Annotated in this window: 16 protein-coding genes; 1 reads left to right on the plus strand and 15 read right to left on the minus strand. The window is 46.6% G+C overall.

Annotation, left to right across the window (positions count from 1 at the left end; all coding sequences use genetic code 11):
- Positions 1-3: 3 nt before the first annotated feature.
- The 4 genes from BLP63_RS00170 to BLP63_RS00185 form a co-directional block, all read right to left on the minus strand.
- On the minus strand, positions 4-945 hold the full coding sequence (locus BLP63_RS00170; RefSeq protein WP_092588869.1) for an ABC transporter permease: 942 nt from the start codon (positions 943-945) through the stop codon (positions 4-6).
- 100 nt (positions 946-1,045) lie between these two features.
- Positions 1,046-2,674, minus strand: a complete 1,629-nt coding sequence (locus tag BLP63_RS00175; protein WP_170829197.1) for an ABC transporter substrate-binding protein — start codon at positions 2,672-2,674, stop codon at positions 1,046-1,048.
- A 141-nt stretch (positions 2,675-2,815) separates the two neighbouring features.
- On the minus strand, positions 2,816-3,808 hold the full coding sequence (locus BLP63_RS00180) for a dimethylarginine dimethylaminohydrolase family protein (RefSeq protein ID WP_092588871.1): 993 nt from the start codon (positions 3,806-3,808) through the stop codon (positions 2,816-2,818).
- 45 nt (positions 3,809-3,853) lie between these two features.
- Positions 3,854-5,020: an alanine dehydrogenase gene (locus tag BLP63_RS00185; RefSeq protein WP_092588872.1), complete on the minus strand. Its 1,167-nt coding sequence runs from the start codon at positions 5,018-5,020 to the stop codon at positions 3,854-3,856.
- Between the two features lie 608 nt (positions 5,021-5,628).
- On the opposite strand from BLP63_RS00185, the gene BLP63_RS00190 reads away from it, so the two are divergent.
- Complete coding sequence (locus tag BLP63_RS00190; protein WP_092588873.1) at positions 5,629-6,756, plus strand: aminotransferase; 1,128 nt, start codon at positions 5,629-5,631, stop codon at positions 6,754-6,756.
- 94 nt (positions 6,757-6,850) lie between these two features.
- Here the strand turns inward: BLP63_RS00190 and BLP63_RS00195 are convergent, their stop codons facing one another.
- From BLP63_RS00195 to BLP63_RS00245, 11 genes are all read right to left on the minus strand, one after another.
- Entirely contained in the window at positions 6,851-8,947 is a 2,097-nt protein-coding gene (locus BLP63_RS00195) for a sigma-54 interaction domain-containing protein (RefSeq protein WP_092588874.1), read from the minus strand.
- Between the two features lie 42 nt (positions 8,948-8,989).
- Positions 8,990-9,259, minus strand: a complete 270-nt coding sequence (locus BLP63_RS00200) for an SEC-C metal-binding domain-containing protein (protein ID WP_170829198.1) — start codon at positions 9,257-9,259, stop codon at positions 8,990-8,992.
- 121 nt (positions 9,260-9,380) lie between these two features.
- Positions 9,381-9,743, minus strand: coding sequence for a hypothetical protein (locus BLP63_RS00205; RefSeq protein WP_092588876.1), 363 nt, complete (start codon positions 9,741-9,743; stop codon positions 9,381-9,383).
- Between the two features lie 244 nt (positions 9,744-9,987).
- Positions 9,988-14,307: an S-layer homology domain-containing protein gene (locus tag BLP63_RS00210; RefSeq protein WP_092588877.1), complete on the minus strand. Its 4,320-nt coding sequence runs from the start codon at positions 14,305-14,307 to the stop codon at positions 9,988-9,990.
- Positions 14,308-14,474: 167 nt separating this feature from the next.
- Complete coding sequence (locus BLP63_RS00215; protein ID WP_092588878.1) at positions 14,475-15,278, minus strand: tyrosine-protein phosphatase; 804 nt, start codon at positions 15,276-15,278, stop codon at positions 14,475-14,477.
- Positions 15,279-15,320: 42 nt separating this feature from the next.
- Positions 15,321-16,058, minus strand: a complete 738-nt coding sequence (locus BLP63_RS00220; protein ID WP_092588879.1) for a CpsD/CapB family tyrosine-protein kinase — start codon at positions 16,056-16,058, stop codon at positions 15,321-15,323.
- Positions 16,059-16,062: 4 nt separating this feature from the next.
- Entirely contained in the window at positions 16,063-16,761 is a 699-nt protein-coding gene (locus BLP63_RS00225; RefSeq protein ID WP_092588880.1) for a YveK family protein, read from the minus strand.
- Between the two features lie 48 nt (positions 16,762-16,809).
- Positions 16,810-17,436 carry an acyltransferase gene (locus BLP63_RS17155; RefSeq protein WP_278278102.1) on the minus strand — a complete coding sequence of 209 codons (627 nt, stop codon included), beginning with the start codon at positions 17,434-17,436 and terminating at the stop codon, positions 16,810-16,812.
- A gap of 3 nt (positions 17,437-17,439) precedes the next feature.
- Positions 17,440-18,831: an S-layer homology domain-containing protein gene (locus BLP63_RS00235; RefSeq protein WP_092588881.1), complete on the minus strand. Its 1,392-nt coding sequence runs from the start codon at positions 18,829-18,831 to the stop codon at positions 17,440-17,442.
- Positions 18,832-18,864: 33 nt separating this feature from the next.
- The gene (locus tag BLP63_RS00240; protein ID WP_092588882.1) at positions 18,865-20,196 is read right to left on the minus strand and encodes an ANL family adenylate-forming protein; all 1,332 of its coding nucleotides are present in this window, start codon (positions 20,194-20,196) and stop codon (positions 18,865-18,867) included.
- Positions 20,193-20,888, minus strand: a complete 696-nt coding sequence (locus BLP63_RS00245; protein ID WP_092588883.1) for an SDR family NAD(P)-dependent oxidoreductase — start codon at positions 20,886-20,888, stop codon at positions 20,193-20,195. The genes BLP63_RS00240 and BLP63_RS00245 overlap by 4 nt, the downstream gene beginning before the upstream one ends.

Raw genomic sequence — 20,888 nt, forward strand, 5'->3', positions numbered from 1 at the left:
AGTCTACCCCTTTGTGTTGGAATATTTTGCCCGTATACGAGGGTCAATAAAAGCATAAATAATGTCGACCAGCAGCATGACCAGCGTAAAGCAGATTGAAATCAAAATGGTTCCGGCAATTATAACAGGCTCATCCTTGTAGGCAATCCTATCCACAATTAAGCTTCCAATGCCGGGAATCGAAAAGATTTTTTCTGCGACAACGGCACCTGCAATCAGGATGCCCAAGCTGAGTCCAATCTGAGTGACAACGGGAAGTAAGGCGTTTCTAAGGGCATGCTTCCAAACCACTGTCCGTTCTGCAGCGCCTTTGGCCCGGGCAGTTCGAACGTAATCCTGCCGAATGGCCTCAAGCATTGACGATTTCATAAATCGCATATTCTGCGCCGCAGGCGGAATTGAAATCGCTAATGCTGGCATTATGTAATGTTCAAAGGAACCAATGCCATAAGATGGCAGCAAATTCAGCTTTAGAGAAAAATAATACAGGAATAACAGACCCAGAACAAATGCCGGGAATGCCGCCATGAAAAACGCCACTAAAGAAGGAATGGTATCCCAAAGGGAATACTGTTTTACTGCCGCGTAAATTCCAAAGGGAATCCCCAGCGCGGCGGCAATAAAGACGCCTAAAAAGGCCAACTTGAGCGTTTCTAAGAATCGCGGCCAAATTTCATCAAAGACCGGTTGCTTCGTCAGGTAAGAAAAGCCAAAGTCCTGATCAATAACCATGGCTTTGACATAATTAAAATACTTGATTGGGAATGGAAGATTGTATCCCAGCATTTCGTTGTAAGCATCCACATCCGCCTGCAGCGCGCTGGTGCCCAGCATTGCCCGTCCGGGATCCCCAGGTGTAATGCTCATGACTGCATAAATGATCAGTGTTACTCCTAAAATTGTGGGAATCAGAAACAGGAGCCTCTTAATGACATATCTGTACACAACCGAACCCCCTTTATAAAGCATGGCATTCCCACAGCATCAACCACGGGAATGCCATACCTGTTCATAATAACCTTGGCTCTTTTTTGACTAGGTTCTCTTATTCAACCCACTTGAAATTATAAATGTGATAGTACGTAGGGGAGAGACCGCCTGGATCGAGCTTAGAGGACCATACGATCCCAACCGGGTTATGATAGAGAGGGAGAATTGTCGCTGAATCCATAACCATGGACCAAAGCTCAGTGTAATAACCAAGGCGCTCTTGCGTATCCGCCGTGGAAACACCCATTTGAACGAGTTCTTCCAAGCGCTTCCAGTCAAGCGGGCTATTGTCATCCGCGTATTTGACAACGTACATGCCAGTAGACTCAGAATGGACTTGCTGACGAATGTTGTTAAAGTCGTAGTTGCCGCTGTCCCCAAAAATACACATATCATAATCTTGGGCGTAGAGTTTTGGCGTTACCTGTGCTGCTTCAGCCACATAGATCTCAGCTTTCAAACCAACCTCAGCAAGGTTAGCCTGGATAACTTGAGCCGCCTTCGCTTTTTCAGCTGTCGCTGCGCCGTAAGTCATCAATGTACCAACATCAATGCCTTCAGCAATCTGAGCATCCGTGAAGCCGCCTTCTTTCAACATCTCTTTCGCTTTCGCAGGATCGTAATCAAACACTTTGAAGCCACCGTCTTCTACAGAAGGAGACGTTGCCACATACTCGTGAGGCATGTATTCATAGGCTGGCGCTCCATAACCGCTGGAAGCTGCAGCGTTGATGTTATCTTTGTTGATCGCGTAGAAGATCGCTTCGCGAACTTTTAAGTTGCCAAGAATATTATTGTTTGTTGGTGACATGTAATTGATGGCCATAAAACGAATGTTATTGCCTTTTGTCAGGGAATGATTCTCTCCAGCTGCCGCCTTCAAGGATTCCCATTCAGAAAGTGGCGCGTCAGCAAGATACTCAATTTCGTTGTTCTCAAAAGCGATGACCGCTGCTGAATCATCAGAGACAACAATGTATTCGACATTCTTGATGTTTGGAGCGCCTTTCCAATAATTTTCGTTTGCTGTTAATTTGACGCCTGAAGCAACGTCGTACTCAGTGATAATGTAAGGGCCTGTGGCTGCGGTATGTGGCTTTGTGCCAAACGCGTCGCCCAGTTCCGTCACTTCACGCTCACTTGAAATCTTGATAGACCAGAACGTGTGCGAAATAGCTGAGTAAGGATACTCCAGGGTGAAGACAACAGTTTTGTCATCCTGAGCTTCAACACTCTTGATCATAGACGTTACATAGTTGAAACGCGAGTTTTCCATAGCGCGTTTGTAGCTGAAGACAACGTCAGAGGCTTTCAGCGGATCTCCGTTTTGGAAAGACGCATCAACCAAGGTTACAGTGTAAGTGAGGCCATCCTCACTGATTGCGACTTCTTTTGCAAGCTGATTTTGATAACCGCCAGCCGCTTCATCAATGGTATAGAGACTTTCAAAAACCTGTACCCACATAATCTGCATATCAAAGGTGTTTGTGGTCGCTTCCCAGTCTGTAGACTGCAGGGAAGCCGTCTTTCTGATCGTGAGGACTTCCTCTTCAGGATTTACAGCCGGTGTCTCACCACCGGTTTCCCCGCCTGCCTCAGGTGCCGTCTGTCCGCCGCAGCCTGTTAAAACAGACATCAGCAGCAGAAACATAAGCAAGATGGATAAATAACGCTTCTTGTTCATTTGTTTTCCCCCTTTAATTATGATTAACATCTCGAACGCGTCGACTCACCGACACAGTCTGATGTTAATTTTGAAATTGCATAACGGCACGTCCGCACATGGTAGAGTGGTCAGGAAGCCCTGATTAGCCGTTATTTTGACTTACTGCGCATCCCGCTTCAGGAAGGCTGTCATGCAATGACAGGACCCTTTCCCTTTGTTGAGCTCAGAAAGGTCGAGGACGTCAACCTTAACCCCTGCCTTTTCCATAAGCTCCACAGTTCTGGGTGAGCCCACGCTTGTCACAACATGCCCTGGCTCAATGGCCACAAAGTTGACGGAATAGCCATATTTAGCTTCGGTTTGGGATGGTGTCTCAATGATTTTGTAGCCCTTCTTCTTTAAAGCATCTACAACCACATAGGGCACTTGGCTTGCATGGAGCACAGCGACTTCAGGCGACGCGAGATTCAAAAGGCCATCTATATGGGCATGCCCGTAAGGAATCTGCATGGGGATAATCTCCTTGACCCCTTGTCTCCTCAGTTCGTGCTCCATCTGGTCATAGCCTTCGCGGTTGGCCCGAACGCTGAGCGACAAAATACAAGTTTCGCGGTCGACCCACATGGCGTTAGCCCCTTCGAAAATACCCCTGCCGGAAATCGTTTTTACAATTGGGACACCAATACGCCCAAGGGCTTCAGATATGTAACGTTCCTCACCCCGGCGCTCCGCCATGGCCAGCCGGCAGACAACAGCGCCTTCCGGCGTCATGAAAAGCTTATCCCGGCAAAATACAGCATTGGGTCTGTCTTCTCTGACTTTTTCCGTGTAATGGACTGCCACACCTTGAGCGCGGTAATATTCTGCCAACAGGTCATGCTGCTCTTGAAATTTCTTGGGATCCACCGGCTCTCTAAACCGCACCTTGTCGAAGTCGAAGCTGTTCAGCTCATTGCCTGGCCTGTGCAGCAGGACCGCCCGCAGCCTGTTGTACTCCGAGGAACAGCCAAAGTCTCCGCCCCAATACGGCACCATGTCCTCCTCAATGCTGGTATCCAGAGCAAACCAGCGTTCTCCCCGGATCGCCTGAATGTCCGGCAGTGCTTTTCCATCTTTGATAAGTTGGTCCAGATCGATGATGGCGTCGCTCATGATAGCCTCCCTATTCGTTTTTGGAGCTTCTAATACTCAGAAACTTTACAATTCAATATAATTTTTTGACCTTGAGCTCGTCGCAGGCGGCGCGAAGTCCAGCTTGCGGTTTTCTATCCCGAGAATTTTCTCAGGCTGGATCCAAGGTTTGCCTTGGATGGCCGAGGTCTCCTCATGAGTCAGATACCCCTTGTAAGTTGTGAGACTCCGCCTGTAATAGCCATCCGCCACACAAGTCTCTTCAACACCCTTGTTCAGTATACTGAGGATGAGCGGCAGCATAATCGCCGCGTAAGAAACGGAGGTACTATAGGCTACCGCGCCTGGTATATTCGAAACACAATAGTGAACAATACCGTTATCAACGTAGCGCGGGTTATCATGATGCGTCTCGTGGCTGCTCTCAATGGCACCTGGATCATCATTGCTGATATCCACAAGAACGGATCCCGGCTCCATCAGTTTCAGCATTTCTCTTGTGATCAGAAAATCTTTCCGTTCTTTAGGCCATTTAATGCAGTTAAGCACCATATCCGTTTGAGGAAGTACCGAAGCTATAGTCTCCTGATTGCAGAACATGGTGTTAATTTTACCTTTGTATTGGGATGCGGTCGTTCTGAGAACACCGAGGTTTATATCCATGACGGTACAATTAGCGCCTAATGCATACAGAACCTCCAGAGCCCCCTGGCCTACAGTTCCCGCGCCCATGATCAGGACATTCATTCCTGGAGCGCCAGCGAAGCCTCCCACATATTTGCCTTTGCCGCCATTTGTAGTGAGCATGGATTCAAGGCCAAACAGAGCGCCTTGCTTGCCTGCTGCCTCACAGTTTGGAGAGCCATAGCGGTGAGAATCCTCTGCGGTAAATGAAATACAACCGCTTTTAATCAAGGCGTCCACTTCTTCAGGATGGCCGGCGGGATGAATGCAGCCAAGTAAAATCTGATCTTTTCGAATCAAGTCGAACTCGACAGGCTCAAATTCTTTCACCTTCGCCACCATGTCACAGCGACTGTACATTTCTTCCATAGTCTCGACAATAACTGCGCCAGCTTCCCTGTATTGGTCGTCAGTGAAATTTGCACCTGCGCCACAATTCTTCTGAGCCAGCACTTCATGGCCGGCCCTGATAATGCTGCGGACCTCCATAGGAGTGCAGACAACCCTGTTTTCACCTTCCTTTATGTCTTTGAGTATTCCAAATACCATAAGAACCCTCCTGATTTCATGATTTGTGAGAAATCACCATTCCAAATCCTTCTGATCCACAGCAATCCAATTGTCTCTCTTAAAACACGCCGCTAATAATTATTACACAGCCTGAAAAGTCTCATATTCACACTTATGTATTGTCTGAGATTTCGAGATATTCTGAAACTTTTAAGAGAGCAGCCGCTGAATTGTACCCGCACTTTGAATTTCAACTCATAAAGCTTATACAGGCATAAGTATTCAGAATGTGATTACAGCGAAGGATTTTCATTATATTATAAAGCAAATATCATGCCATCAATTTCGCAGTTTATTAACAGAATTTTAATATTTTTTAGGCTTTTTAGGCTTTTGAAAAACCAAATAAACCTAAAAATCAAATCGAGGTATTCTCCTGAACTTGGATAAATAAGCATTTACCACACAAAATTGTGTATAGATAACCCCAATTCCAGATAGAGTTTCCATGCAATATTATACACGTAGACAACCGCTTTGAAGTATGTTTTTATAATAATGAATGATTCTTTTTTCAAACGACTTTGAACCACCAGTTCAGCTCTGCGCAAAAACCAGAAACACTTCTGAAGAGGGGGAAATTATCAATGCAGATTCAACCTTTTGGCGTTGAAAGATGGATGGATCTTTACGAAACCAAATGCAAGTACAATCTGGCGGAAACCTGTGTAGATTCCATGTCGCTCAGCGATTTGGAAGCGCTCGTGGGCAAACCCGGCGCACTGGATCACCTCATCAAGACAACACGTATGACTTATGGCGAAATCCCTGGAAACAAGCACTTTAGAGAAGGCGTGGCAAGCCTGTACAAAAATGTCGATCCGGATAACGTTTTAAGTACGAATGGTGCTATCGGTGCTAATTTCCTTGCTTTATACACGTTGGTGAACCCTGGAGACGAGGTCGTCGTGATCGTGCCTACCTACCAGCAGCACACCAGCATCCCCGAAAGCCTCGGCGCCAAAGTTAAAACCGTTGCACTCAAGGAAGAAAGCAACTTTATCCCTGATCTTTCTGAGCTGCGCAGGGCCGTCACCGCCTCCACAAAGCTGATTTGCTTCAACAACCCAAATAACCCTACCGGCGCCTTGATTGATCCGCAGACACTCCAAGGGATCGTCGATATAGCGAAAAATCAGGATGCTTGGCTCCTTTGTGACGAAGTTTACCGACACTTAAGTCACGACAACACTTATCCGCCATCTGTCGTGGAATTATACGAAAAAGGCATCAGCACCGGAAGTATGTCAAAGGTATTTTCTTTGGCTGGATTAAGGCTGGGCTGGCTTGCAGCGCCAAAGGAAATCATTGAAGCGGCTTATGACATACGCCACTACAATATGATCAGCTGCGGCAAAATCGACGAGATCATAGGCGCCTTTGCCCTTGAGCACAAATCTGAAATCCTGGCCAGGAGCAAAGCAATCCTCGCTGAAAATTTATCCATTCTGGATGCCTGGGTCCAAAACGAGCCACACTTCCATTATGTCAGGCCAGCCGCCGGAACCACCGCGCTGCTCTATTTTGATATGATGCTTTCCTCTACGGACTTCTGCCACGACCTCATGGAAAAGGAAGGCGTCATGTTGACCCCTGGAGACTGCTTTGATATGGGCAGATGCGTCAGGATTGGCTATGCCTATGGCACGGAGGAACTCAAGTCAGGCCTTGAAGCCCTCAGCCGCTACTTGAGAAGCTACGATACGCCAGCATAAGTCTTCTAAAACCTTAAAAAAATATCTTGCTCCAACAAAATTTCGCAAAAACTGACGACAGCGCCCACTGAATTGGCGCTGTCGTTTCTCTTTTTCAACCCATCATGCTTTTTAAAATTGCTATATCCGTTAAAAGACCTTGGCCCGCCGCTGTGATTCGGCTCCCCCCCCTGCCCTTGGCAGACTTAATATAACCCATTTCGCTCAACAACCTCAACCCGTTTCTAATTTCCGTCTCAGTAAAATCAAAGCTGTGTTGGTTCAGCGCGTCTTCAAGCTTATTCCTGCCCCAGCGCTGACCCGAACCTTTCTCCGAGCTCAAAACGACCAGGATGGCTTCAAGCATTTCAAACCGCCTGCCCTCTCTCATGAGAAATGCAAGATTACTGCCGCGCTCTCGGTTTGGCAGCTGGATCAAATCCTGAATTTCTGAGGTTTCTTTGTTATAAACAATATAGCTTGGGAGGTCCTTTTCCTCAATAAATGCCTTCCCCAGACTGGATAAAAATTCGGCGGTGTTGCGAAGCTCTCTGACATTGCCCGGCCAGCTGTAGCCACAAAGCTTTTCGAGGGCTTTGGGAGAGTACTGCCACTCGCTTGACATGATTCCCATGAAATGCCTGAGCAGCAATGGGATGTCTTCTTTGCGTTTCTTAAGGCTCGGAATTTCCAGCGGCAAAACATTCAGCCGGTAAAAGAGATCCTCCCGCATTTTCTTTTCCTGGATCATCTCTTTTAAATCTCTGTTTGTTGCCGCTATAACCCGGGTGTCTACATCAATGAGCTTAAGGGACCCTATCCTCGAGACCTTCTTTTCTTCAAGAACCCTCAGCAGCTTGCTTTGGAGGGCAATAGGCATCTCGCCAATCTCGTCCAGAAAGATCGTTCCCTTGTGCGCGATCTCAAATAAACCGGCTTTGCCGCCTTTTTTCGCTCCGGTGAAAGCGCCCTCCTCATACCCGAACATTTCACTTTCAAGTAAATTTTCAGGGATTGCCGAGCAGTTCAGTGCCACAAAGCTGTATTTATTTCTCCTCGAGTCATTGTGTATGCTCTGGGCGAAGACTTCTTTTCCAGTACCGCTTTCTCCGGTAATAAGAACTGACGCATCCGTCTTTGCAATTCTCACAGCACTTGAAACCGCCTCTTTGATGATCGCGCTCTCTCCTTTTATATCCTTAAAAACATATTTTGCCTCATGACGGCCCCCAGAGAGCTTAGATCTGATGGAATGCTGACGCTCCTCCAGCTCGTCAAAGCTGCGGAGCGTTATGATGTTGCCGCGCTTGACCTGGTCAGAATATAACGGCGATACTTTGATTACCAGATTGACACCCTCAATAGCCACAATTTTTTCTGTTTCCTTCTGATTCTTTGACATTGCATCACTGCCAAGCTTTAGCTCCGGAAGAATGTCAGGGATCCCAAAGCCTTCAATGACCTGAGACCGGTTTCTGAGCATGGCTTTCGCCTTCTCATTGGCTAGATAAACCTGACTCGTCAAATCGGTCAGTATGATGCCGTCCTCCATCATCTCCACAAGCGCTTTGATCTGATCGAGCAGCTTCTCATTCTCCCCCAGAAGCTTGGCAATGCCTCCAGAAGTGACCATCACATTATTGCGCGCTCTTCGCGCATCATCTGAGTTAAAGACGCCCTCGATCCCCATCTTTTCAGCCAGTTCAACCACGCTTTCCACGTCCAGAACCCGTTCTCCAAAATTGATGATGGTCTCCATGCCCGGCGGCATCAACTGCATTTCATTAGGGGTAATGGCCGTTTTGATGCGCTTGTCTCTGGTGTCCTCATCCCCAAAATAAGGAATTAGATCGAGGTTCCTGTACCCCGCCTCATAAATCTGCGTTATGACCTCCATACATTTTCTGTAATCAATGTTGACCAGCAGGATCTTCTCGCCTTCCGGGAGCGCCTTCAGCATGTCCGTCTGTTCTCTGCTCAGTGTGAAGCGCATGACCTGAAGGGTGGAAGTCTCCCTGATTTTTTCATAAACCCTTTTAAACACCGTAAATCCCGAGATGGCAATAAACTTCTCCTGGATGAACGCCATCTGGTCAACATCATCTGCCGAATAGGCATGAAGCTCCGCCTGATGCCCAAGGTAAACCTCCAGGCACCCCTTGATGAATTCAGCATAGTTCTTTCCATAAGCAATTACTGCAATCTCTTTCATCACCGGCAGATTCCTTTCTTATGCAGTCTCCGCATGTCTCTTTCACTTCCCGCAGCATTTCTTGGGTTTTTTCCCACTTCCGCAAGAACAAGGATCGTTTCGCCCAATTTTAACTTTTTCGACACGTGCCTCCCGTATATGTTTCTTAAAAACTTCTGCCGATGGTCGCTTTACCGCACGCGCCGTCACCATCGGCACCTCTTCTTTAATGACATCCTTTGGTCTGTGCCCCTTCAGCACCCACGACCGCGTCCCCATCTGAAGCGCTACAACCGCCGCCATCAGCTCCTCCAGGACCTCAGGTGCAGGCATCTCCGAAAAACTCTCAAAATGCTCTCTTTGGGCTATAACAATTTTTTCTGCATTCACCGCATCACATAAGACATACCCATAATCACTTTCACGCAACACATCGTAAAAAGAAATGTCAGAATCAATGACCCGCATTAGAATGGGTCACAACGTCCTCAATCATCTTAAGGCGCTTTTGATCCAGCTCCATAAGCAGCGTTTCAAAGAAAATTTCAATGCCTTTAGCCAAAGCCTCCACCAGCGCCGCTTTTTTAAGCGCGCTGACATGGGCAAGCCCCATATGCTGCCGGATCTTGTCCAGCTCATATTTTGTCAGGCTGTTCAGGGCATCTGCCAGACTGCAAGGCAGCTGAACGGATCGCCAGAGCCGTTTCTCCAATTGGATTTCTGCTCTTCTGGCATGCTCTCTCATCCCGTCCAGCATTTGCTGCATCATAGTTTCCGCGTCTGGCTCGTGTTTCTTGTTCGCTTTCTTCCCGCTCAACTCCCACACCTCACTTCAGAGCTTGTTTGCCAATTGGTTATTTGTAGAGCATATACGTTTATAATACTCGCTATACCGTAGAATCATTTTACCTTTTTATTCTTACAAAATGAAGGGCAAACGGGAGGTGAATGGATAAGGAGCATGGACATTCCCTTTCCTTATACAAGAAAAGCCCTGAAATTCACTAATTATAGCGATTTCAGGGCAATTGACAGTTGTTATGCGAGGTCTACCTATGGGGTTACGGCTCAACAACGACCTCAACTGTTGCGGTATAGCCTTCCGCATTGACGTAGCCCTCAGGAATAACTCCCAGGTTCGCAGTAAAGGTATAGCTCCCAGCCGTGTTTGAAACATAAGTGTCTGTATCTGTCCATGAAGCTACCTTAACAGTCACTGCCCCTGGATTTGCCGTGACGCTTTCCGGTAAAATAGCCAGTACCTCAGCCACATCTGCATAGAGCGCAGATCCGGCTGTACCTGCTGGAATATCATCCAGTGCTTCAAACCCCGTGATTGCCGTTTTGCCTGCTGCAATGATGATAGGTTCTGTCGGTGTTCCAGCCTCTTCAATATAGGTCTTGCTCGTAACTTTAGCCACCCGTACGGTATAACTGCCAGGCGCCAGCCCCGTTACCGTGTTTCCGGTGATCTTAATCCATCCACCAGTCCCGTTGACCTGATATTCTTGCCCTGGCGCGACACCCGTCAGTGTGCCGTCATTGGCTCCAGCCACCGTTTCGTCAGTTTTTCCGACTCCAGTTGGCGCAGCCGGTCCCACCTGACCTGTGATGGTGACAGTATAAGGTTCACTTCTGAGACCAGTATCCGCTGAGGTCGCAAAGACCTCTACGGTTCCATTTCTACCGGCATAAAGGACGCCTGTATTGCTGATCAAGCCAAATTCCTCGCCCGGTTCTACAGACCACCTGACGATTTTGTCGTAAGCATCGTCAGGTCCCACTTCAGCAACTAATTGCAATTCGCCCCCGTCTGTGGAAATTGAGGAGGAAGTGCTCGTGACCTCAATGGAATTCACATGTATGAGCGCGCCTTCGGTCACCACTTGAAAATCGGCCAGACTGTTGTCAGATAACTCGATCCTTCCGGTATTGGTTCCGGCAACCAGGTCATGAAGGTCAACCCGTACGGTAACGTCCTCCCAGTCAGGGTAATTCACGTACAGATTAATCAAATCGGTTCCTTCGCTTCCGTTGATAATATTATCATTGGCATTCGCTGCTTCGTAAAGTTCAACGCCGTTGCTTGCTTTGATTTCGACAGCAATTCTTCCACCGGAGACGGCCCCGTATTCAAGCCAATTCAAAAAATCCGCTGTGATGTTGTCCGCATCAATGGTCAAATTACCATTGCCAGTCGTGCTGAATACCTGCTTGATTTCGATCTGACCGATATCCGTGTTGATATTAACCGGTGTATTAACTTCACCCCACAAAGCCTCCATAACCGCATCGACTTCGTCCTTGTCAAAGTATCCTGATCCTTCTCTTACTATTGCTCGAGAAAAGATTATGGTCGGGTTAGCAATGGCCTCTGTCGGCAGACTCGTGACAGTGCCCTCATAACCGCTGGTGCCAGTGGCGCTCACTCGGATATAATCCCCCAAGTAATCAGAGGTAACCCTGTAGGTCCGCGCTGTGGCGCCTGGAATAGGAGAATACACGCCATCCTGTACCTCCGGATCTAACCACTGCCATTGGTAATTTACCGTTGCGCCTTCTGGCAAGACGTCTGCCTCTAGCGTAGCGCCCATTTCCTCTGGTCCTGAAATCGTAACCTCAGTAAGGCTAATCGCTGTCACCTCTGAGGTTGGAGAACTCGTGACGCTTTCTGCATAGCCGTCTCTGCCAGTGGCTGTCACTCGAAGGTATTGGTCAACATCCGCTGCCACAATGACATACGAGTTTCCTGTGGCCCCTGAAATATTGGTGTATAGACCATCTGCCGCTGCAGCACGCTGCCACTGATAGCTTGCTGTCGCGCCTGCCGGTTCTATGGCCGCGTTCAGTGTTGAGCCGAATTGTGCGGTTCCAGAAATTGTAACCCCAGTAAGGCTAATCGCTGTCACCTCTAAAGTCGGAGAGCTCGTTAATTTGCCCGCATAGCCACCTGTGCCGTTGGCTGTCACTCGAAGGAATTGGTCAACATCCGCTGCGTCAATGACATATGAGTTTCCTGTGGCCCCTGAAATATCGGTGTATAGACCATCTGCTTCTGCAGCACGCTGCCACTGATAGCTTGCTGTCGCGCCTGCCGGTTCTATGACTACACTCAGTGTTGAGCCGAATTGTGCTGTTCCTGAAATTGTAACCTCAGTAAGGCTAATCGCTGTCACCTCTAAGGGCGGAGAACTCGTTACTTCGCCCGCATAGCCACCTGTGCCGTTGGCCATCACTCGAAGGTATTGGTCAACATCCGCTGCGCCAATGACATATGAACTTCCTGTGGCCCCTGAAATATCGATGTATGGACCACCTTCCGCTGCAGCACTCTGCCACTGATAGCTTGCTGTCGCGCCTGCCGGTTCTATGACCGCGTTCAGTGTCGAGCCGAATTGCGCGGTTCCAGTAATCTTAACGTCAGTCAGATTGACCGGCGCCTGAACCAAGATTGGAGAACTCGGTACTTCGTGTGCATAACCGCCTGTGCCGGTGGCTGTCACTCGAAGGGTTCTTCCGAGATCCTCCGCGCTCACTGTATAGCCGCTCGCCGTTGCACCGCTAATAGGCTCATACTTGTCCTCAGTTTCATTTAAGCGTTCCCATTGATACGTTACCGTCGCGCCCGCCGGTTCTATAACCGCACTCAGTGTTGAGCCAAATTGCGCGGTTCCTGAAATTGTAACCTTAGTAAGGCTAATCGCTGTTACCTTCAAGGTCGGAGAACTCGTGACGCTTTCTGCATAGCCGTCTCTGCCGTTGGCCATCACTCGAAGGTATTGGTCAACATCCGCTGCGCCAATGACATATGAACTTCCTGCGGCCCCTGAAATATCGATGTATGGACCACCTTCCGCTGCAGCACGCTGCCACTGATAGCTTGCTGTCGCGCCTGCCGGTTCTATGACCGCACTCAGTGTTGAGCCGAATTGCGCGGTTCCTGAAATTGTAACCTTAGTAAGGCTAATCGCTGTTACCTTCAATGTCGGAGAACTCGTGACGCTTTCTGCATAGCCGTCTCTGCCGTTGGCCATCACTCGAAGGTATTGGTCAACATCCGCTGCGCCAATGACATATGAACTTCCTGCGGCCCCTGAAATATTGGTGTATGGACCACCTTCCGCTGCAGCACGCTGCCACTGATAGCTTGCTGTCGCGCCTGCCGGTTCTATGACCGCACTCAGTGTTGAGCCGAATTGTGCTGTTCCTGAAATCTTAACGTCAGTCAGATTGACCACCTTCACAACCGTAGTCGGAGAACTTGTGACAGACCCCTTATAGTTCCCGGTTCCTGAAGCCATGACTCGTAGAAACATTCCTACGTCCTCTTCCACGACAACGTAAGTGCTTGATGTCGCCCCAGTAATAGCAGTAAAGATTCCGTCAACACGATCTGATCGCTCCCATTGATAGGTCGCAGACGCGCTTGAAGGCTGAAGATCCGCGTTCAGTGTAGAGTTGAACTCTGCGGTTCCAGAAATCGTGATCCCGGTAATATTGACATTGGAAGAAGTTCCACCGCCCCCAGATCGAACTGCAACAACAGCTGCTTCCTCAGTAAACTCCAAAGTCGTCGAAGGCCCAGCGGGTTGAGCGCCCTGCGCTGCATAGCGCACCAGCAGCGTGTGGTTTCCACTCAAATCAAGTGATTTGAAAATATCCAGGTTGTACATCACCCAATCTGCTGAATCCAATTTGTATTCCATGGCAGTGGTCATGCCCGTTACCAGATTGGTATCATCATCCATGGTCAGAGCAGGCGCCAAAGGCGCATTCATGTTTATCCCTGCACCAATCGCACGGGTAAGAGAAACAACTGCTTCGCCTCTCTCTATCTCTTTTCTTGGCTGGAAGCTTCCGTCAAGGTAGCCATTCATTATCCCGGCTTTGGCGACCGCTCCCACAGCGCCCCTGCTCCAAGTCAATTGCAAATGGTCTTTGAATTTAGTCGCCGCTTCCATATCAGGTTGAAGTTTTAAGAGCTTCACGATAATTGCCGCAGCTTCTTCGCGGCTGATCGGAATTTCCGGTCTCATTGTTCCATCGGTATAGCCTGATATATATCCAGCGGAAGCAGCAATTGCCACAGCCTCATAATACCAACTGCTTGGCTTCACATCTGAAAAAGAGATGGGCGCCAATGCTGTATATCCATACGATTTATTGATCATTGAGATAAATTCCGCTCTTGAAATGTCACTATTCGGCTTAAAACTTCCGTCCAAGTAACCTGAAATATACCCTTTTGCTATCCAGTCTTCGATTTCCGCTTTTGCCCAATGATCCGCGATATCTGATGGGGTCTGCGCATTTGCGACAATCGGCACGGACAGTGACAATAGCATGCATAAAATACTCATGATTGTAATTTTCCGCATCATATTTCTTCGCCTCCCAAATAAAACGTCAAACCTTTACTCGATGTCAATTTTATCTCTCTCTAAAGTACTATTTACCGGATTGCTTATCATTATCAATGCCTTAAAAAAGTCCAAGCGATTCAACTTACATCATTTCGCATAATTCCGGAATAATGGTTTCAACACATTCATAATTTCCGTATCCATGAGGACTGTTTTCTCTTTGCGTGAAGGTCCCAAGTGCCCTGATTTGTTTCAATATCATCCGCTTCCCAAATTCCGTCAAATCCGTCCACCGCATCTGCACCCCTGAGCATCCTCTCAGGATTGCCCCTCAACAAGAAATTAAAATAAACTGCACCGACCAGAGTTTTCAAAGTTACCAACTCATCAGACATCAGTGGAGAGCGGCGCCTGTCAGAATGGGCATCAGTACCCACAACATGATAGGCTCTGTGTTTCAGAAGCCACAAAGCAACTCTGCCTTTATACGATTTTTTATCCTTAAGACTATCTAAATTAAGTTGAAGCTTGGCTCCAATATGAAGAAGTTCCAAAGCTCGGTCAGGTTCACGCTCAATGCCTTCACAACGTTCGGGGTGCGAAATGACGGGGGTCATTCCGAGACTGAGAATGTCCATCAATATGGTTAAGGTATTGGGCATCCAGTTGGTCATAGGGAGTTCAACGAGAATGTATCGCCCTCCAATCACTGCTGCTTCACGATTTTTGATGATTTTAATGAGTTCCGGCATAAGATAACACTCATGGGCACCATGTAGTCTTAGCTCGAGAGTACTTTGCGCTGCTGCTTTTTCGACCAGACTTGCACACGGTTCATAAGCCTCGCCTGGAATCAAATGGGACACTGCGATCACATCCGAAAAGCCAGTCTCTGAAGCTTGAGAGATCATGCGTTGTGAAATCTCTTTGGATTTCGGGCCGTCGTCACCCAGCAAATTGGGAAGCATATGAGCATGGAAGTCATACATGGTCTCGACCCTGACCTTTCTCAAATTTTTGGGTTGTATAGGTTATTTTTGGTAGAAGCGTCTCATTCTAAGAAGCAATCCTCGTATTCCTTTTGTTTCATCATCATTTTGATCGTAATAAGCACGATGTCTATACTGATAGTAGCCGCTCTCTTTCATTGGAATTCTATTGAGAACCGTTCCAATCAATTTGCAATTGACATTCTCCAGAAGAGAAACCGCGTAAAGAGCCTCTCGTTTATCTGTTTTCTCAGCAGCTAAAACCAGAATTGTGCCATCCACGATTGTAGATAGAATTTGCGCATCAGTCACAATGCCAACTGGAGGCGCATCGAAGAATATCAAGTCATACTCGCGTCTTAACTTTTCAGTAAGGATCATCATACGTCTTGATCCCAGCATTTCGGATGGATTCGGGGGGATAGTCCCAGACAGCAGCAGGTCGAGCCCTTCAACGGAACTTTTGACTATGTAGTCCGTTGGCTCACCATCCTCAAGCAGTAACTCTGAAAGGCCTCGGATGTTTACCATTTCGAAGTGCTTGTGTATAGTCGGTTTTCTCAAGTCCGAATCAACGATCAGTACCCTCTTACCTGATTTCGCCACCACAATTCCGAGGTTTATAATAGTAGTCGTCTTACCCTCTCCCGCCATAGCGCTAGTGAACAAGATGGACTTCAATTCATGATCCAAATTTGAAAACTGGATATTGGTCCGCAAAGTTCTATAGGCTTCCGAAACCGGCGATTTAGGGCTTGCTCGAACTATAAGCTTGTCCATTGAATCACCGCTCCTCCGTCATTTCCGGAATCATACCTAACACAGGCAGATTCAGAAGCTTAACCACATCATCTGATGTCTTGATAGATTGATCCGTGATTTCAAGAAAGAAGGCCAAAAAAGCTCCAGACAACATGCCAAAGAGTGTGCCCGCAGTGAGATTAAGTTCCGGTCGTGGTGAAACTGGCTTTCTAGGAATCTCAGCTTTGTCAATGATCTGGACATTTTCAATTTTCATGATTTTCGCGACTTCTTTCATAAAAGTCTCTGCCATTTGGTTTGCTAGCTTCGCAGCTATGATTGGATCAGCATCTCTTGCCGTCACCTTGATCAGTTCCGTATTATTGAGTAGTGTGACTTTGACTCGCTCTCGAATATAGAGCGGGGTCATACCGTCACCCCAGTTGGATGAGACTTGATTGATAACACTGTTTGATTTAGCAATTTCCGCATAGGTGCTTACGAGCTGCCGGTTGAGTTGTACATCCTGGGCCGTGATACCGACTTCAATTCCATAATCGGCAGGGCGGCCCAGCATTAAAATTGTGAAGGTTTCATACTTGGGCGTCATCAAGAAAAAAGTTACTATAATTGAAACCGTTAGAGAAAGAAGGGTTAATCCCGCAATGATCTTAATTCGCTTCAAAAAGACATAGAAAACATCTCGGAAACCCAGTACATTCATTTCATCATACTGTCTCATAATCTCAATAACACCTCCTTTATTTCCATGAACACGCGAGCTTGTACCTCAGATTCTCCATTCGGCATTTTCTTTAATGATTCTAGCAGGATTCCCTGCTACGATACATTTTGACGGCACATCCTTTGTCACAACTGCGCCTGCGCCAACGATAGCACCATCTCCAATCGTGACCCCTTTAAGAATCATAGCCTTGGCACCAATCCAAACATGGTTCCCTATGACAATCCGATCTTCCTTGAGTTTCTCTTTACCGTTCTCAAATATGCTGTGAAAATCCGTGTCAATGATATTAACATCCCAAGAGATCCAGCAGCCCTGACCAATACGAACCTCACGATATACCGTGATTCTCGTGTTTTCGTTGATAAAAACCTCAGCACCTATAACCAATTTGCCACCGTTTTCGATGGTTATTCTACACCCATTGCAGATACTCGCGCATCCACGAACTACAAGTTGAGCGTCATTGCCCATTTTTATTGAGGTTCTGCCTCGATTCAAGAAGTCAAATCCTAATTCGACTCTGCCATTTTCAATATATACTCTGCTGGTCTTTTTGATTTTCACCAAGCTGTCCCTTGCAATCAGCAAATGCATCCCTTGCAAACCTAGCTTATGATTAAAATACATGGTCTTGGCAACTGATAGCCTTAGCGCTTTTGATAGTTTCATCTTCTATTCCCCCGCTCGCTGCTCAGTCGTTAATAAACTTAATATTGAAACCACTTCAGCTCTTGTAACTGTACCTTGGAACTTTAAAGTACGATCAGGATACCCCCCTATAATCCCCCTTTTGATCAAAGCATTAAGGGACTTTCGACTCCAATTTGGAATTTCTGCTCCGTCAACAAATCGGGAAGTCACATCCAACCCATCTGACAAATCATAGCCCATTATTTTGGCAATGATAACTGCAGCCTCCTGCCGCGTTACAGGGTTCTTAGCCTGAAAAGTGTTGTCAATGTACCCCGAAATGTAACCGGCTTTGACAGCTTTTTGAACCTCAGTTATATACCAGGCACTTTCCGGAACATCTGAAAAACCTATCTCCCCGAGTTCTGTATATTTGAAAAATTTATTCATAAGCGTGACGAATTCTGCCCTCGTCATTGGGTGATTGGGTTTAAACGTACCATCTTCATAACCTGCAATAATTCCTTGACTATATAACCTTAGAATCTTCTCTTCAGCCCAATGCTCACTAATATCAGAAGGTTTGATCAAATGGGGCGATGTCAGGCTATTGAACAGGCTTTTTTCAATCTCCCTCCAAAACGCTTCTGCTATAGCCCGATATCCTTCAACCGTAGGGTGAAGATCACCGGGGAGGTACTCCCATAGATGAGCGTCCATGGCTGGCATCGTTTCTATATACCTGACGCCAGTGTCCTCCGTCACGAGTCGGATGGCTTCATTAAGCTGTTGTATGACGGGAAGAAACTCTGGAAATTCAGGGAAAGCATTGAAATATCCCATCACATAGATTTGAGGATCTGCGTAAGAACTAATGTCTTTCAATCTGACGATAATTTTTTTTAAATTAGCAGCAGCTTCCGGAATTTGTTGAATTGCCGCAGCCTCAGCGACATCAAATGATTTTGTGTGGTTCTCAAACAGATATGCATAAACCTCAGGAAGAAGCAAAAGATCGTTGATCCCAATATCAATTGTAACGATTTCAGCTTCAGCAATCATTTGTTCTATTCCGTATAATTGGTTGAAGACATTAATGGTCGTATATCCAGAGACGCCCATTTTGTCGTAATTACCAGCATAGCCCCGTTCCCTGATTTTCTCGTTGATCATGTCCGTATAACTGTAGCCCACTGCAACGCCGTATGGCGTCTGTCCCGCTGAATAAGAATCTCCCAAAGCGACATAATCCAATCCAGTGTAGTTCACTGTACTCTGATTGCTTGAAGTTGAACTTCCAAGCAACATCTGACTGTCGTATCCCTGCTTCGTCCAAGTAAGCAGTTGGCTAAAAATTAAATAAATGAATATAAATGCCAAAACAAAATAAACCAAAGATATTTTTTGAATAAGAAAGATTCTGATCTGTTGCATACCAACACGCCTCCAATATCAGATTTGCATGGGTCAGTGTTTTTTCTTAAGCCTATCCGTATACAGTTCCTTTTCGTTTAAAATAAATCTCGTCGGCCTTTTAAATCTTTCGAGATTCTCGCTGCAGAAATGCCTTAAGATTTTTTTGAACTCATTATTATTATTCTCAGGGGCGACCAGGATTTCAGCAGCAACCGTATTGCCCATAATAGAATTTTTTTCTGCAAACACCCTGGCATCCAACACACCACTGATCTGCAAAAGCACGTTTTCTATTTCGATTGGGTAGACCTTTTCGCCGCCTACATTTATCAGATCTGAGGTTCTCCCTAAGATCCTCAGAAACCCATCCTTTTCTTCGACACGGTCTTTGGTGTTAAACCATCCCTCTTCATCAAATGGAGACGGGGCATTAAGGTAACCCAGCATAGCGGACTCAGCGCGAATATAAAGGACCTCCTCCACGATTTTGGTTTCAAACCCGTCACCTCCCAGTTTCATCCACAGAGAATCCGAACGCTCTGATTTTGTTGCCATAATCCCTAATTCAGACAATCCATAGGTCTGCTTAAATGTCGTATTGGGGAGTATTTTCGAAAATAGCTTAAGCGTATATTCCGGCATGGACTCTGTACCGTAGGTGATCATTTTTAGGCAGGTCAGATCATACTGCTCATACAATTTATTAAGTAAAATCATGTTCAGGAATGTCGGTGTTGTTGGAAGCAATTCGATTTTTTCCTTTTCAATAATCTCGCAGACCTGGGCGGGAACACGGTTTGGGATAGTCACAATGGTACCGCCATGACTTAAGGTATGAAGAAGCGTATTGAAGCCTCCAATATGATCAAAAAGCAAAAAAGTAATTGTCTTGAACGTTTTGCCTGTTTTTTTAAATTTTTCCAACAGCTTCGTTAAGTCGTGAAGCGCCGCTTTAGGATCCCCGGTTGTGCCTGAAGAAAAGAGAACGAGACCCGGCGCTTGTCTTTTTTGAATTTCTTGAATCATGGGATGTGTCGGATGAATACCCGTAGCTTTAAATACCTTAAGTTCGTCAGAGTATTCAATGATAAATTCGCTTTGGGACACCTGCATGAACTTTTCAATATTGAGAATTGTTTTGGAAATCGGAACAAGGATACAGTCGTTTTCAATTAAGGCCAGCATAGCCGCAATAGCATCTGCGGAATAATCGGCGTGCAGCGCCACGACACTGCCCGGCGCAATGTTATTTTCCCGGAAAAAGCTCAAATTATCTTCATACCGCTCCATTATTTCCATGTAGGTATATGCTTTAGCAGGCGTCACAATTGCAATCGAGGCCTCGTTGGCCTTTAGACTGTTTTTAATAAAATCGATGTTCATTTGCAGATCCCCCCCAGATAAATGATCTGCCCGGTAATAAAGTCGCTGTTTCTGTCTATATAAAAATTAATCACCTGAATAATGTCCTCAATTTCTGAAAATCTTTTAATGGCTTGCTGATCCAATAACTTATCAATTTTTTCTTTTGGCACGTTGGCAATGAGATTTGTCATTGTCGGGGCAGGCCCAACCGCATTGACTGTAATCTTAAATGGACCCAGTTCTTTAGCCATGACCTTCGTCATGCTCTCAACAGCGGCTTTTGACGCGCAGTATGCCAATTCGCCTTCCAGATTGAGCGGCACCGCTACGGTTGAGAAATTAATTATACGAGGGTGATCCGCTTTCCTGAGCATCTTAATGAAAGCTCGACTGCACGCGAAGCCGCTGAGATAATTGATCTTCATCAGGCGCTCCGCCGTCTTTGGATCCGTCAGCATAAAATGGTTCATCGAAGCCGCGCCAGCGTTGTTAATCAGCACATCAATCACTTTGTATTTTTTTCCAACTTCAAACGCGAAATTCTGAACATCTTCAGTGTCTGTGACGTCAATCTTGTAATGCATATACCGATCGTGCATTAAGTCTGACTCCGTGCGGCTGCATCCCACGACCTCATATCCAGACTCCAGATAATACTTTGCCAGTTGAAGCCCGATCCCTTTGCTGGTTCCTGTAATAACTATGACCAT

The sequence above is a fragment of the Acidaminobacter hydrogenoformans DSM 2784 genome (assembly GCF_900103005.1).
GTDB lineage: Bacteria > Bacillota > Clostridia > Peptostreptococcales > Acidaminobacteraceae > Acidaminobacter > Acidaminobacter hydrogenoformans.